The sequence below is a fragment of the Bacillus sp. jun7 genome (genome assembly GCF_051034795.1).
GTDB classification, from domain to species: domain Bacteria; phylum Bacillota; class Bacilli; order Bacillales; family Bacillaceae; genus Bacillus; species Bacillus velezensis.
The window spans coordinates 3,557,295-3,571,651 of record NZ_CP093219.1; the positions used below are offsets into that span (position 1 = coordinate 3,557,295).

Here is a 14,357-nt window from a genome sequence, read left to right on the forward strand (position 1 = left end):
TGATATTGAATGGAACCGATCAGCCGATCCTTAGAAGGCGTGACGAAAAGACCTGACTTTCAAAAACGCCTGGAACGAATGCAGCAGCAAGTCATGGCCGACGAAGACGTCCAGGCTTTTTTGAAGGAACAGAAAGATGTAATCAATCAAAGCATGATTGACAGAGGGTTAAATAAACTGTACGAATTCGTTCAGCAAAGCAAACAGTGCGCCTTCTGTTCGAAAGACAGCCGGACGAACAGCCTGCTTGAAGGCTACCATCCGAAGCTTGTGATCAACGGGCGTTCCATTGATATTGAATATTACGAATGTCCGGAAAAGAGAAAGCTCGACCGCCAGAAAAGGCAAAAGTCCCTGATGAAGAGCATGTATATCCAGCAGGATCTTCTCGGCGCGACGTTTCAGCAGATCGACATTACCGATCCGAGCAGACTCGGCATTTTCCAGCATGTGACGGATTTTCTGAAGAGCTATAATGAAACGGGAAAAGGCAAAGGCCTGTATCTGTACGGAAAATTCGGAATCGGAAAGACATTTATTTTAGCCGCCATTGCCAACGAACTGGCGGAAAAAGAGTATTCATCAATGATCGTATATGTTCCCGAATTTGTCAGAGAGCTGAAAAACTCGCTCCAGGATCAGTCGCTGGAGGCGAAACTGAATATGGTGAAAACGACGCCCGTACTGATGCTTGATGACATCGGAGCGGAATCAATGACAAGCTGGGTCAGGGATGAAGTCATCGGCACCGTGCTTCAGCACAGAATGAGCCAGCAGCTTCCCACTTTCTTCTCGTCTAATTTTTCACCAGACGAGCTGAAGCATCATTTTACGTATTCACAGCGGGGAGAAAAGGAAGAAGTAAAAGCGGCAAGACTGATGGAGCGGATTTTATATTTGGCTTCGCCCGTCCGTCTTGACGGGGAAAACCGCCGCCGTTCATGATGCCGGCGTCCAATGGGAAGGATTTGAGGGAATGAGGAATAAGAAGGCTGTCACTTGGGCTGCGGCTGCGGCGGGAGCGGGTCTTTTGCTGTGGGCAAACCGCAAATATCTGAATCTGTCGCCTAAGGAGATCCGGCTGTGGGTGTTATCGTTCGGTGTTTTTGCGCCGCTTGTGTTTATCGGAATTTCCATCGTCAGGCCTTTTGTGCTGTTTCCCGTATCAATCGTTTCCGTCGCCGGAGGATTGGCGTTCGGCCCGTTTTTCGGCACCATGTATACGCTGGCGGGCTCAATGGGCGCTGCCGCCGCGTCTTTTTTTGCGGCGGGGCTGTTTGCCTTTAATGAGAAAAGCCGTCATGGAAAAATGGAAGCCATTCAAAAGCAGATGAAAACCAATGGCTTCTTTTATATTTTTATCCTGCGCATTCTGCCTGTTAACTTTGATGTGATCAGCTATGCCGCGGGCCTATCGAAAGTCAGGCCGGTAACGTATTTTTTGGCGACCGCAGCGGGCATCATTCCGGGGACGATCGTCCTGAATGTGCTCGGCGCGAGCTTTATGTCCGGCAATGTGCTGACCGTACTCTGCGTGATCTGTCTTTACGTCGTATTTTTATCGCTTCCCGTTATATTTAAAAAGAAGGTGCGTCATTTGTTCGGCGGTGAAAGCTAACCTTTACGTCTATTTTAAAAACATCCCCCATATACTTGTAACAGATGCCGTAAGGGGGGACAAATATGCTTGAAGTGATCTTTGAAGATGACCACGATACCGCCGCTTTTTTACATCTCATTCAGCAATCGGACGACCGGAGACATTTTATTGTCCGTGAAGGCATAAAAAAAGTCGGAATCGCAAGGTCTGAAACGGCTTTTTGCGTTCAGCGCTTTATTGAGCCGATACTTGTCAGGTTTTTTTTGGAATGCAAAGAAGACGAGCATATGCTTTCGCTTATTGAGGACGCATACTGCTTCACCGATCAGGATGAACAGCAGCAAATCCTTCAGCTTGCACACAGCATTATGGAAGGAGAGCTTGAGGATCATCCGTTTGAGCCGAAGAAAGAGCCGCGCACACAGTTTATTTCAGATGCGCTCCGGACGATTTCACTTGATGCGGGTGTTTTTTCCGTGCGTTCGTTTCAGACGTTCCGGCTCGGCAGGTATTATGAGAGGCTCAGAGAATACGCGGAGGCTGCGATAGATGAATACCGGATGGAACAGGAATATCAAAACTTTATCCAGTCTCTGAGAGATTATGTGACATCCAATCCGCCGCGGATGAAGAAAGTCCGCATCGTACATGACCGGGCTTTTACGCTGTGGGAGCTGCGCTATGTGTCAGAACGGGAACAGAAAAAATACATAGACAGACGGTTTGTGCGGGAGCACCCGATGTATATAGATTCCCATCTCCTTGCGCCGCTGATCTCCATTGCGCCTGAGACGGTAGAACTGTATACGGACAAACCGGAACATATGATGTCCAGAACGATTCAAAACGTGTTTCAGGAGAGGGTGCGCCTTTTTCCGTTGGGCGCGTTTGCAGCCGAGAAGACGGAAGGATAGCCGCTCGGACGGCCTTGCGTAAGCGGCAGGGCTGTCTGTGCGAAATCAGACGGAAAACCGAGTTGCATTTTTCTCACAGACATTTTATAATACATAAAAGATTAATGATTGCTACACGTATTGATAAGGACATGAAGCATTGATACCGGCTTTATAAGAGAGGAGAGCCCAGGCTGAAAGCTTTCCAGCTATGGATCATTGTCTTTACCGCCTTTGAACTTCAGCTGTGAACGCCGGAATAAGCGCCAGTAATAGCTGACGGGAACTCCCGTTACAGAGTTTAGAGCCGCAGGTGCCGAAACAATCGGCCGTGCGGAAAAAAGGGTGGAACCACGATTCCGTTTATTTAACCTCGTCCCTTTCATAGGGGGCGGGGTTTTTGATTTGCATAAAAAAAGGAGTGACGAAGATGTCAGATATGATCAACATCACATTTCCGGACGGAGCGGTAAAGGAATTTCCGAAAGGAACAACAACAGAAGATATCGCGGCATCCATCAGTCCGGGATTAAAGAAAAAGTCTTTAGCCGGAAAACTGAACGGACAGGAAATTGATTTAAGAACGCCGATTCAAGAGGACGGTGCCGTAGAAATCATTACAGAAGGCACAGAAGAAGGTTTGAACATCATGCGGCACAGCACGGCGCATTTATTGGCCCAGGCGATTAAACGCATTTATAAAGATGTGAAATTCGGAGTCGGCCCCGTCATTGAAAACGGGTTCTATTATGACGTTGAAATGGAGCAGGCGCTGACGCCGGATGACCTTCCGAAGATTGAAAAAGAAATGAAACGCATCATTGGTGAAAATCTGCCGATCATCCGAAAAGAAGTGAGCCGTGATGAAGCAAAAGCCATGTTTGCGGAAATCGGCGATAATCTGAAGCTTGAACTGCTGGATGCGATTCCAGAAGACGAAACGGTCTCCATTTATGAGCAGGGCGAATTTTTTGACCTGTGCCGCGGCGTGCACGTGCCGTCTACAGGCAAAATTAAAGAATTTAAGCTGCTGAGCCTTGCGGGCGCATACTGGCGCGGCGACAGCAAAAACCAAATGCTTCAGCGCATTTACGGCACGGCCTTCTTTAAAAAGGATGACTTAAAAGAGCATTTGCGCATGCTTGAAGAAGCGAAAGAGCGTGACCACCGAAAACTGGGCAAAGAATTAAAATTGTTTGCCAACTCTCAAAAAGTCGGACAAGGTCTGCCGCTCTGGCTGCCGAAAGGCGCGACCATCCGCCGCGTGATCGAGCGCTACATTGTGGATAAAGAGCTGAGCCTCGGTTATGAGCACGTCTATACGCCTGTTCTCGGAAGCAAAGACCTGTACGAAACATCGGGCCACTGGGATCATTATCAGGATACAATGTTCCCGCCGATGGAAATGGACAATGAAACACTCGTGCTCCGTCCGATGAATTGTCCTCACCATATGATGATTTACAAACAGGACATTCACAGCTACCGCGAGCTTCCGATCCGGATTGCAGAGCTGGGAACGATGCACCGATACGAAATGTCCGGGGCGCTTTCAGGTCTTCAGCGCGTACGCGGCATGACGTTAAATGACGCGCACATTTTCGTCCGCCCTGATCAGATTAAAGAAGAATTCATCCGCACCGTCCGTTTGATTCAAGACGTATACGAAGACTTCGGCCTGAATGATTACACATTCCGCCTGTCTTACCGCGATCCTGAAGATACGGAAAAATATTTTGATGATGATGAGATGTGGAACAAAGCGCAATCCATGCTGAAGGCGGCAATGGATGAGATGGGGCACGACTATTATGAAGCGGAAGGCGAAGCGGCGTTTTACGGCCCTAAGCTTGACGTGCAGGTGAAAACGGCGATCGGCAAAGAAGAGACATTGTCAACTGTACAGCTTGACTTCCTTCTTCCGGAACGCTTTGATCTCACTTACGTCGGAGAAGACGGCAAACAGCACCGCCCTGTCGTTATTCACCGCGGCGTCGTGTCAACGATGGAGCGTTTCGTTGCTTTCTTAATCGAAGAGCACAAGGGCGCCCTTCCGACATGGCTTGCGCCGGTGCAATTCCAAGTCATTCCTGTATCACCGTCCGTGCATCTTGACTATGCGAAAAAAGTGCAGGAGCGCCTGCAGCGCGAAGGCCTGCGTGTCGAGCTTGACAGCCGGGACGAAAAAATCGGCTATAAAATCCGTGAAGCGCAAATGCAAAAAATCCCGTACATGCTTGTGGTCGGTGACCAAGAAGCGGAAAACGGCGCGGTAAACGTCCGGAAATACGGCGAGCAGAAATCAGAAACCGTCTCATTGGACGATTTTGTGAAAAAGGCTGTAGCCGAAGCGAAAAAATAACCGGAAATACAAAAAACCCCGTTCATTCAGAATGGGGTTTTTTTGCGTATAAAATTATCTTTCTTTTTGTTTCTCTATAATCGCAAACAGCTCGTGAAGATCGCTGATCACGTAATCAGGCGCAATGTCCGTATCATTTTTCTTTTGCGTCCGGTTTACCCAGACTGTCGTAATGCCTGCCCGTTTCGCTCCCAATATATCAGTATTGAGGTTATCTCCGACCATAATGGCGTCTTCTTTTTTCAGGTTCAGGAGGCCGAGGCAATGTTCGAATATGGAGGCATCGGGTTTCCCTTTTCCGAAAGCGCCTGAGATGACGATTTCATTAAAATAAGGCGCGAGCTCAGGAACGCCGGCGAGTTTTTCTTTCTGCAGGCTGGGATCGCCGTTTGTCAGCAGAAGCAATTCATAAACACCTTTCAGCTTATCAAGCACCGCAAACGTTTCATCATACACATACGGACGCTGTCTGCGTTCCGCCGCGAAAAACTCCGCCAAATATTCGCCGTAAGCCGCATCGTCTATACCGACGCTTTTTAAGCCGTTCGTCCAGGCGTTTCGTCTGTATTCCGGCGCAATCCGATTCAGCTGTTTAAATCCTTCGCTGACCGGCTCGGAAAAATTCGCCCACAATCCTTCAAACGGATTAATGCCGATCATGACCGTATAAGGATAGGTTTCGTATGACATATACAATTCCCGTGCCGCTTTCCGAACCGCCTCTTCAAATGTATGCGGGTCAAGGTCATATTTTTTTTCCGCTTGTAAACATGTTTCCCTGAATGTTGTTCTGACGCTTTTTTCATCCCATAACAGTGTATCGTCCAAATCAAAAAATACGGCTTTCATGATCTTCTCCTCTTTGTTATATTCTGAAACTCTCTGCCGCAAGGCTCCCGTTTATTCTACAATAGATACATAGACTGTGAAAGATGTTTTCAGATGATTTGAAAAAAACAGGCAGGTTTGTGTCAGATTCTGTCTCAGGCTCTAAAACGTGATAAAATACAATTTGAAAGAACAGGTGAAAAGTATGCTGCATTTGATCATCATGATGCTGGAAAGAGTCGGAATTATCGTCATATTGGGATTTGTTCTGGCTCATACCAGATTGTTCAGACAGGCGCTCCAGCAGCCTGAGAGCTATAAAGGCAAAGCGGTGCTGATTTCAATTTTCTCGCTGTTCAGTATCATCAGCAACTATACGGGAATAGAAATTCAGCGGAATACAATCATGAATAATGACTGGGTGTTTCAAATTAATCCGTCCGGTTCAATTGCCAATACAAGAATTATGGGCGTTGAAATCGGCGGACTCTTAGGCGGCCCGTATGTGGGAATCGGCGTCGGCATACTGGCCGGCCTGCATCGTTTATCACTCGGCGGCGCGACGGCAGTCAGCTGTGCCGTCTCATCCGTTTTAGCGGGCATTTTGTCCGGCTGGATCGGACGGTATTTCAGAAAACGCTATGCGATGCCGACACCGCGTGTGGCCGCGCTTGTCGGACTCGGAATGGAATCGCTGCAAATGCTGCTCATCCTCTTGATGGCCAAGCCGTTTTCTGATGCTTGGACGCTTGTGAGCATCATCGGCATCCCGATGATATTGGTAAACGGGTCAGGGACTTTCATTTTTCTTTCGATCATTCAGTCGATTATCCGAAAGGAAGAACGGGCGAGAGCCCTTGAAACCCACAGGGTGCTGATGATTGCCGATCAGACGCTTCCGTTTTTCCGCCAGGGACTGAATGAAAGCTCATGCAAAAGCGTCGCCGCCATCATTCACAGGCAAACAGGAACGGACGCAGTATCGCTTACGGATAACGAAAAGATTTTGGCGCACGTCGGCGCGGGTGCCGACCATCATATTCCTTCTGAAAGCCTGATCACCGGATTGTCAAAACGCGTCATTAAAACGGGTCATATTATGAAAGCGACATCAAAGGAAGAAATTGAATGCACGCACGATCCCTGTCCGCTGCATGCGGCGATCGTATTGCCGCTGACGTCAAACGGCAAAACGATCGGGACGCTGAAAATGTACTTTAAAAGCCCGTCAGGATTAAGCCGGGTTGAAGAAGAGCTTGCAGAAGGACTCGCCATGCTGTTCTCCACCCAGCTTGAACTCGGCGAGGCGGAACTGCAGAGCAAATTGCTGAAAGACGCAGAAATAAAGGCGCTTCAGGCACAGGTCAATCCGCATTTTCTGTTTAATGCGATCAATACGATTTCTGCTCTTTGCCGTACGGATGTGGAAAAAACCCGAAAGCTTCTGCTGCAGCTCAGCGTCTATTTCCGTTCCAATCTGCAGGGGGCAAGGCAGCTGCTCATCCCGCTTTCTAAAGAACTGAACCATCTGCAGGCGTATTTATCATTGGAGCAGGCCCGTTTTCCCGGGAAATATAAAATCAGTCTTGAAATCGAACGCGGTTTGGAGGACATCGAAATTCCTCCTTTTGTGCTGCAGATTCTCGTCGAAAATGCGCTTCGCCATGCATTTTCAAGAAAGCAGGACAGCTGTGCCGTCAATGTCAGCGTGGTATCCGCCGGTCAGTCGGTTTTAATGCGGGTTGGAGATAACGGTAGGGGAATTGATCCGGAATTGCTGTCCGTGCTCGGAAACCGTCCGCTCCCGTCTAAAGAAGGGACGGGAACCGCGCTTTACAATTTAAATCAGCGGCTGATCGGGCTGTTCGGCCCACAAGCAGCCCTGCGATTGGAAAGTGAGGCCGGCAAAGGTACGGACGTATCATTTGAGCTGCCTTTGAAACTGATGACTAAAGGAGAAGAACATGCTGAAGGTGTTAATCGTTGATGATGAAATGCTGGCAAGAGATGAATTAGCTTATTTGCTGAAACGGACGAATGAAGTAAGTGACATAAACGAAGCTGAAAATATTGAATCCGCTTTTGACAGTATGATGGATCAAAAACCGGATCTGCTGTTTTTGGACGTTGATTTGTCAGGAGAAAACGGATTTGACATTGCCAAACGGCTGAAAAACATGAAAAATCCGCCCGCCGTCGTTTTTGCGACAGCGTATGACCAATTTGCTTTAAAAGCTTTTGAAGTCGACGCGCTCGATTATTTAACGAAGCCTTTTGATGAAGAAAGAGTGCGCCAGACGATCAGAAAGTTTAAAAGAGTGAAGCTGGACAGGGCAGGAGCCGTCTCGGAGCAGCCGTCCGCAGCCGGAGCGCATAAACTGGCTGTATCAGCCGGTGAATCTATTGTCATTTTAGATACGAAGGACATTATTTACGCCGGCATGGAGGACGGACACGTTTCCGTCAAAACGTTTGCCGCGTCTTATTCCGTTCATGAAACTTTGGCGGTCATTGAGAAAAAACTGCCTGATACGGGTTTCTTGAGAGTGCACCGCGCGTTCATCGTGAATACGGAGCATATTACGGAAATTCATCCGTGGTTTAATTCGACTTACAATCTGATCTTAAAAGACGGCTCTAAAATCCCCGTCAGCCGTACATACGCAAAGGACTTAAAAAAGCTGCTTCATATTATATGAGGCGGCTTTTGCATTTCACCAGCCGTTTTTTGCATTTCAGAATGAATATTCAGCCGTTTGTTATGAAAGCGCTTTAAAAATCAATTTCTCTTTTATAATGGACCTAACAAAGAGAAAGAGGTGAAGAAAATGAGTGCGAAAAAAGTGTACGGATTTCTGACACAAGCATTTATTTTTGCCGTAATTATGCTCATATCTAATGGGATTGCAGCGATTGTCCCCATTCCTATACCCGCTTCCGTAGTAGGTTTGGTGTTATTATTTGTCCTCTTATGCCTGAAAGTGATTAAGCTTGAACAAGTAGAAACGCTGGGAACATCATTAACGTCACTGATCGGATTTTTATTTGTCCCGTCGGGCATCTCCGTGATGAATTCACTTGGCGTCATGCAGCAGTACGGCGTGCAGATCGCACTCGTCATCTTACTCGCCACCATCATTCTGTTAGGGGCGACGGGCCTTTTTTCTCAGCTGATCTTGTCTGTCAGCCAAAAACGTCAGAAGGCTGCTCCGGCTGATAAACAAACGGTGCGCCGTTCCAATCAGGAAAACGAACTTGTGCAGCATTAGGAGGGAAAACGGATGAGTCCATATTTCGGTATTGTCGTTTCACTTGCGGCCTTTGGCATCGGCACGTTTTTATTTAAAAAAACGAGAGGCTTTTTCCTCTTCACCCCGCTGTTTGTCGCGATGGTGCTTGGAATTCTTTTTCTGAAGCTCGGCGGTTTTTCATATAAAGATTATAAAAGCGGAGGAGACATTATTAAATTCTTCCTGGAGCCCGCGACGATCGCTTTTGCCATCCCTTTATACAAACAGCGTGACAAGCTGAGAAAATACTGGTGGCAGATCATGTCTTCCATCATTGTCGGCTCTATCTGCTCAGTCACGATTGTCTATTTGATCGCAAAAAGCATTCATCTTGACGCGGCCGTTATGAAAAGCATGCTTCCGCAGGCGGCGACAACGGCAATTGCCCTTCCGCTGTCAAAAGGGATCGGCGGCATCACCGACATCACCGCTTTCGCCGTTATTTTCAACGCCGTTATCGTCTATGCTCTTGGCGCTTTATTCTTAAAACTGTTTAAAGTAAAGCACCCAATCTCTAAGGGACTGGCTCTCGGCACATCAGGACACGCACTCGGTGTTGCGGTCGGAATTGAGATGGGGGAAGTAGAAGCGGCAATGGCAAGTATCGCGGTTGTCGTCGTAGGAGTGGTGACGGTGCTGGTCATTCCGGTATTCGTTCAGCTCATCGGAGGATAAACCCGGGTTATAGACCCGGGTTTTTTATTGTGTTGGCACGTCCGCGGGCGGCAAAGAACGAAATTTCACATTTTTCCTTGCGCTCACACTGGCATCGTGTTAAAATGAGAAAGTTGATCCGGAGAAGTCATTCTTGACTAATGATCCGGTATTGTGTAGAATAGTTATTGAATTGAATATAAATCACAAGCAGAGGCACCCGCTTCTCACCTGATTGACACATTCATGTAGTTGGCAGGTTGACCGTACATTTTTATTTATGCAGATGTTCGTAGTGTGGGTGTGTTGTCATGCCCGCACTTTTTGTTTGCCTGCAGAATGCAGTCAAAAAGCGTTGTGAATCAATTCGAAGAAACTATGGAGGTGGCTCATTATTAGCAAAGATCAATTGGTTAATGAGGGTATCCGTGCACGTGAAGTTCGTCTGATCGGACAAAATGGCGATCAGCTCGGCATCAAGTCCCGTCAGGAAGCGCTTGAAATCGCCGGCCGCGCAAATCTTGACCTTGTGTTAGTTGCAGCAAATGCAAAACCGCCTGTCTGCCGCATCATGGACTACGGTAAGTTCCGATTCGAGCAGCAGAAAAAGGACAAAGAAGCACGCAAAAATCAAAAAATCATTAACTTAAAAGAAGTTAGATTAAGTCCGACGATCGATGAGCATGACTTTAACACGAAATTGCGCAATGCGATTAAATTCCTTGAAAAAGGCGATAAAGTGAAAGCTTCTATCCGCTTTAAAGGGCGCGCAATCACTCATAAAGAAATCGGCCAGCGCGTATTGGACCGTTTCTCTGAAGCATGTGCGGAAGTTGCGACAGTCGAAACAAAACCAAAAATGGACGGCCGCAGCATGTTCTTAATGCTCGCGCCGAAAAACGAAAAGCAATAAGGAGGAAATCCCATGCCAAAAATGAAAACTCACCGCGGATCTGCTAAACGTTTTAAAAAGACAGGTTCTGGGAAGTTAAAACGTTCTCATGCATACACAAGTCACTTATTCGCCAACAAATCCCAAAAGCAAAAGCGTAAGCTTCGCAAGGGTGCTATTGTGAGCGCAGGAGACTTCAAACGCATCAAACAACAGCTTGCCAACATCAAGTAATCGGACAAGGAACAATTAGGAGGGAAATCTAATGCCAAGAGTAAAAGGCGGAACTGTTACACGTAAGCGTCGTAAAAAGGTTCTTAAATTAGCAAAAGGTTATTTCGGTTCAAAACATACATTATACAAAGTAGCAAACCAGCAGGTCATGAAATCAGGAAACTATGCATTCCGTGACCGCCGTCAGAAAAAACGTGATTTCCGTAAGCTTTGGATCACTCGTATCAACGCTGCTGCACGTATGAACGGTCTTTCTTACAGCCGTTTAATGCACGGTCTTAAGCTTTCAGGCATCGAAGTAAACCGCAAAATGCTTGCTGATCTTGCTGTAAACGATCTTACTGCTTTCAATCAGCTTGCTGATGCTGCTAAAGCTCAGTTAGACAAGTAAGTTGAAAAAGCCGCTCTCTTTCCGGGAGCGGTTTTTTTACGTAAAGGGTGACAATCAATGGCTCTCTTCATTTACGCCGTATTGATAAACGGATACGGCTTTTGGATCATGGGCGCTGATAAAAGAAGAGCAAAGGCGCACAGGTGGAGAATATCAGAGAAACGAATATGGCTCACAGCCGCCATGTTCGGCTCACTCGGCGTATGGATCGGCATGCGCACCTTCAGGCATAAGACGAAGCACAAATCCTTTTTATACGGGGTGCCGCTGCTTTTTCTCACTGAAGCCGCCCTTATGCTCATGTATTTGATGTATAAAAAATAAAAAGCAGGAGAGCTTATCGCTCGCCTGCTTTTTTCGCTTTTTTGATGGGCTGGTCCCAATCAATCTTGCAATTCGGGTACCGCTCCAATACCTTTTTTTCGACTTCTTCAAAATCACCTGCAGAAAAGCGGTTCAGCTTTTCCGGATTTTCGGTCCATACAAATATCGTATGAATAAACAGCGGATGATCTTTGGAAGGGATATGCTTTTCTCCTTCAAAGAGCACTCCTTTATAAGTAAGCTGGAGATTTTTTCGCGTGTTTTTCTGTTCGTCAATAAAATAAAAATTCTCTTTTGATTGCGCCAGTCTGAGCCTTCTTTTCGGGTTTGCGTAAAATTTGACGCACATGTAAATAAAATAAATAAGAAGTGCAAGCAAGACAATCCTCAATACTGTAATGGCCATATGTGTGAAGGCACCTCCTCACCTTTGTCATGATCTGATGTAATACGAAAAACAAAACAAAAAGTTTCATTTTTTTAAAAGAAATAGATAAAAACATTTACCCGTTTTTCAGGCGAATTAATCGTATGCTTCAGCATTGGTTTTGTATAATAAGAAGGGTAGTGAAAAAAAGGAGGTTTATTGATGACAAAATTAGATGAAACGCTCACCATGCTGAAAGCGTTAACGGATGCAAAAGGGATACCGGGAAATGAGAGAGAAGTAAGACAAGTGATGAAATCATACATAGAACCATTTGCCGATGATGTCACAACAGACCGGCTGGGAAGTTTAATCGCCAAAAAAACCGGCAAAGAAAACGGTCCGAAAATCATGATCTCAGGGCATTTAGACGAAGTCGGTTTTATGGTGACGCAAATCACTGATAAAGGTTTTCTCCGCTTTCAAACCGTCGGCGGCTGGTGGTCTCAGGTCATGCTGGCCCAGCGCGTCACCGTCGTGACAAAAAAAGGGGACATCACGGGGATCATCGGTTCGAAACCGCCTCACATTCTGCCTCCTGACGCCAGAAAAAAAGCCGCTGATATTAAAGAGATGTTCATCGATATCGGGGCGTCCAGCCGTGAAGAAGCAATGGAATGGGGCGTTCTTCCGGGTGACCAGATTGTGCCGTATTTTGAATTTACAGTGATGAACAATGAAAAGCATTTATTGGCGAAAGCATGGGACAACCGTATCGGCTGTGCGATTGCCATCGATGTATTAAAAAATCTGAAAAACAGTGATCACCCGAATGAAGTATATGGGGTCGGAACGGTTCAAGAAGAAGTCGGGCTGCGCGGGGCGAAAACAGCGGCACATACGATCCAGCCTGATATCGCGTTCGGTGTGGATGTCGGAATTGCCGGAGATACACCGGGAATTTCTGAAAAAGAGGCGCAAAGCAAAATCGGCGAAGGGCCGCAAATTATTCTGTATGACGCGTCAATGGTATCTCACAAAGGGCTGCGCGACCTTGTCGTGAACACGGCGGAAGAAGCGGGAATTCCGTATCAATTCGATTCCATTGCCGGAGGGGGCACGGATTCAGGTTCCATTCATTTAACCGCAAACGGAGTGCCGGCGCTGTCCATTACGATCGCGACGCGCTACATTCACACTCATGCCGCTATTTTGCATCGGGATGATTATGAGAATACGGTAAAATTGATCACAGAAGTGATTAAAAAATTAGACCGGGAAACGGTTGACCGTATTACTTATCAATAAAGATACGGAAGAATCTGCTTTTTTAAGCAGATTCTTTTTTTTGTCTGTACAAATATGAGCCTTGCGTCTACAATAAGAAAAGACATAGAAAAATCTGACAACATGTTTTTGAAAGCGCTTTAAAAAAAGGGAGGTTTACAAATGAAAAACAGATTCAGACGCATGATCCGCTTTTCATGCGCAGCCGTTACAGCCGGTCTGCTTCTGATGTCTTCATCTCCGGCATCTGCCGCGTTTTGGGGGGCATCAAATGAATTGCTTCATGATCCGACAATGGCGAAGGAAGGAAACACGTGGTACGCTTTCGGAACCGGTTTGGAAGGGGAGAGGGGGCTTCGCGTCTTAAAGGCGGGCAGCGGCGGCGTATGGACCGTTCAGAAATCAATCTTTACTTCCCCGCTGTCATGGTGGGGCAATTATGTGCCGAATTACGGGCTGAATCAATGGGCCCCCGATGTTCAATATTTTAACGGAAAGTATTGGCTGTATTATGCCGTTTCTTCATTCGGCAAAAATACCTCCGCGATCGGTCTTGCATCATCTACAAGTCTCAGTTCGGGAAACTGGAAGGACGAAGGGCTCGTCATCCGTTCAACAAGCGCCAATAACTACAATGCAATTGATCCGGAGCTGACAATTGATAAAGACGGAAACCCTTGGCTTGCCTTCGGTTCTTTTTGGAGCGGCATTAAGCTGACAAAGCTTGATAAAAATACAATGAAACCGACGGGATCACTTTATTCCATCGCTGCCAGACCGAATAACGGCGGAGCTTTGGAAGCGCCGGCCATCACCTACCAGAACGGCTACTATTACTTAATGGTGTCGTTTGATAAATGCTGTTCAGGCGTGAATAGTACGTACAAAATCGCTTATGGAAGATCCAAAAGCATCACCGGCCCATATCTCGATAAAAGCGGGAAAAGCATGTCTGAAGGCGGAGGGACGATTCTTGATTCCGGCAATGACCGCTGGAAAGGCCCGGGCGGTCAAGATATTGTGAACGGGAATATTTTAGTGCGTCATGCGTATGATGCCGAAAACAGCGGGATTCCGAAGATGCTCATCAATGATATCGATTGGAGTTCAGGCTGGCCTTCCTATTAATTGATCAGCCGGGCATGTGTGTCCGGCTTTTTTACTTGCAATAAAAGATTGACAGTTTGATTCCTCCTTAACTATAATGAAGTTGTTCGTACAAATAAAAGAATAAA

16 protein-coding genes and 1 other annotated feature are annotated in these 14,357 nt (G+C 46.8%); of the genes, 14 read left to right on the top strand and 2 right to left on the bottom strand.

Annotated features, from left to right (window positions below):
- The first annotated feature begins 9 nt into the window (after positions 1–9).
- From dnaI to thrS, 4 genes are all read left to right on the top strand, one after another.
- On the top strand, positions 10–945 hold the full coding sequence (gene dnaI, locus MJQ52_RS17680) for a primosomal protein DnaI (protein ID WP_007408085.1): 936 nt from the start codon (positions 10–12) through the stop codon (positions 943–945).
- A gap of 31 nt (positions 946–976) precedes the next feature.
- A complete protein-coding gene (locus tag MJQ52_RS17685) occupies positions 977–1,618 on the top strand; it encodes a TVP38/TMEM64 family protein (RefSeq protein ID WP_070082726.1) in 642 nt (213 codons plus the stop codon).
- A gap of 65 nt (positions 1,619–1,683) precedes the next feature.
- A complete protein-coding gene (gene ytxC / locus MJQ52_RS17690) occupies positions 1,684–2,514 on the top strand; it encodes a putative sporulation protein YtxC (RefSeq protein WP_003152478.1) in 831 nt (276 codons plus the stop codon).
- A 409-nt stretch (positions 2,515–2,923) separates the two neighbouring features.
- Complete coding sequence (gene thrS / locus MJQ52_RS17695; RefSeq protein WP_015417978.1) at positions 2,924–4,855, top strand: threonine--tRNA ligase; 1,932 nt, start codon at positions 2,924–2,926, stop codon at positions 4,853–4,855.
- A gap of 54 nt (positions 4,856–4,909) precedes the next feature.
- On the opposite strand, the gene MJQ52_RS17700 is transcribed toward thrS, so the two are convergent.
- Positions 4,910–5,704, bottom strand: coding sequence for an HAD family hydrolase (locus MJQ52_RS17700; protein ID WP_265210078.1), 795 nt, complete (start codon positions 5,702–5,704; stop codon positions 4,910–4,912).
- A 184-nt stretch (positions 5,705–5,888) separates the two neighbouring features.
- Here MJQ52_RS17700 and MJQ52_RS17705 point away from each other — a divergent pair, with 184 nt between their 5' ends.
- The 8 genes from MJQ52_RS17705 to MJQ52_RS17740 all read left to right on the top strand — a co-directional run bounded on the left by MJQ52_RS17705 (position 5,889) and on the right by MJQ52_RS17740 (position 11,468).
- Positions 5,889–7,670 (top strand): sensor histidine kinase, encoded by a 1,782-nt coding sequence (locus MJQ52_RS17705; RefSeq protein ID WP_031379151.1) that lies wholly within the window; start codon positions 5,889–5,891, stop codon positions 7,668–7,670.
- Positions 7,648–8,382 (top strand): LytR/AlgR family response regulator transcription factor, encoded by a 735-nt coding sequence (locus MJQ52_RS17710; RefSeq protein ID WP_058906272.1) that lies wholly within the window; start codon positions 7,648–7,650, stop codon positions 8,380–8,382. The genes MJQ52_RS17705 and MJQ52_RS17710 overlap by 23 nt, the downstream gene beginning before the upstream one ends.
- Before the next feature lie 129 nt (positions 8,383–8,511).
- The gene (gene lrgA / locus MJQ52_RS17715) at positions 8,512–8,952 is read left to right on the top strand and encodes an antiholin-like murein hydrolase modulator LrgA (RefSeq protein WP_003152485.1); all 441 of its coding nucleotides are present in this window, start codon (positions 8,512–8,514) and stop codon (positions 8,950–8,952) included.
- A gap of 12 nt (positions 8,953–8,964) precedes the next feature.
- Entirely contained in the window at positions 8,965–9,648 is a 684-nt protein-coding gene (lrgB, locus tag MJQ52_RS17720; RefSeq protein ID WP_434181842.1) for an antiholin-like protein LrgB, read from the top strand.
- Positions 9,649–9,829: 181 nt separating this feature from the next.
- Positions 9,830–9,960: a sequence feature (ribosomal protein L20 leader region), on the top strand.
- A 58-nt stretch (positions 9,961–10,018) separates the two neighbouring features.
- Positions 10,019–10,540, top strand: coding sequence for a translation initiation factor IF-3 (infC, locus tag MJQ52_RS17725; protein ID WP_071543361.1), 522 nt, complete (start codon positions 10,019–10,021; stop codon positions 10,538–10,540).
- A gap of 12 nt (positions 10,541–10,552) precedes the next feature.
- Positions 10,553–10,753, top strand: a complete 201-nt coding sequence (gene rpmI, locus MJQ52_RS17730; protein ID WP_003152493.1) for a 50S ribosomal protein L35 — start codon at positions 10,553–10,555, stop codon at positions 10,751–10,753.
- Positions 10,754–10,784: 31 nt separating this feature from the next.
- Positions 10,785–11,144: a 50S ribosomal protein L20 gene (gene rplT, locus MJQ52_RS17735; protein ID WP_003152495.1), complete on the top strand. Its 360-nt coding sequence runs from the start codon at positions 10,785–10,787 to the stop codon at positions 11,142–11,144.
- Positions 11,145–11,201: 57 nt separating this feature from the next.
- Positions 11,202–11,468, top strand: coding sequence for a DUF1294 domain-containing protein (locus tag MJQ52_RS17740; RefSeq protein ID WP_094247673.1), 267 nt, complete (start codon positions 11,202–11,204; stop codon positions 11,466–11,468).
- A 13-nt stretch (positions 11,469–11,481) separates the two neighbouring features.
- Here the strand turns inward: MJQ52_RS17740 and MJQ52_RS17745 are convergent, their stop codons facing one another.
- Positions 11,482–11,874, bottom strand: coding sequence for a hypothetical protein (locus tag MJQ52_RS17745; RefSeq protein ID WP_003152498.1), 393 nt, complete (start codon positions 11,872–11,874; stop codon positions 11,482–11,484).
- A gap of 183 nt (positions 11,875–12,057) precedes the next feature.
- On the opposite strand from MJQ52_RS17745, the gene MJQ52_RS17750 reads away from it, so the two are divergent.
- Together MJQ52_RS17750 and MJQ52_RS17755 are read left to right on the top strand one after the other, a co-directional pair.
- Complete coding sequence (locus MJQ52_RS17750) at positions 12,058–13,143, top strand: M42 family metallopeptidase (protein ID WP_007408096.1); 1,086 nt, start codon at positions 12,058–12,060, stop codon at positions 13,141–13,143.
- A gap of 141 nt (positions 13,144–13,284) precedes the next feature.
- Positions 13,285–14,250 carry a glycoside hydrolase family 43 protein gene (locus MJQ52_RS17755; protein ID WP_015387871.1) on the top strand — a complete coding sequence of 322 codons (966 nt, stop codon included), beginning with the start codon at positions 13,285–13,287 and terminating at the stop codon, positions 14,248–14,250.
- Positions 14,251–14,357 lie beyond the last annotated feature (107 nt).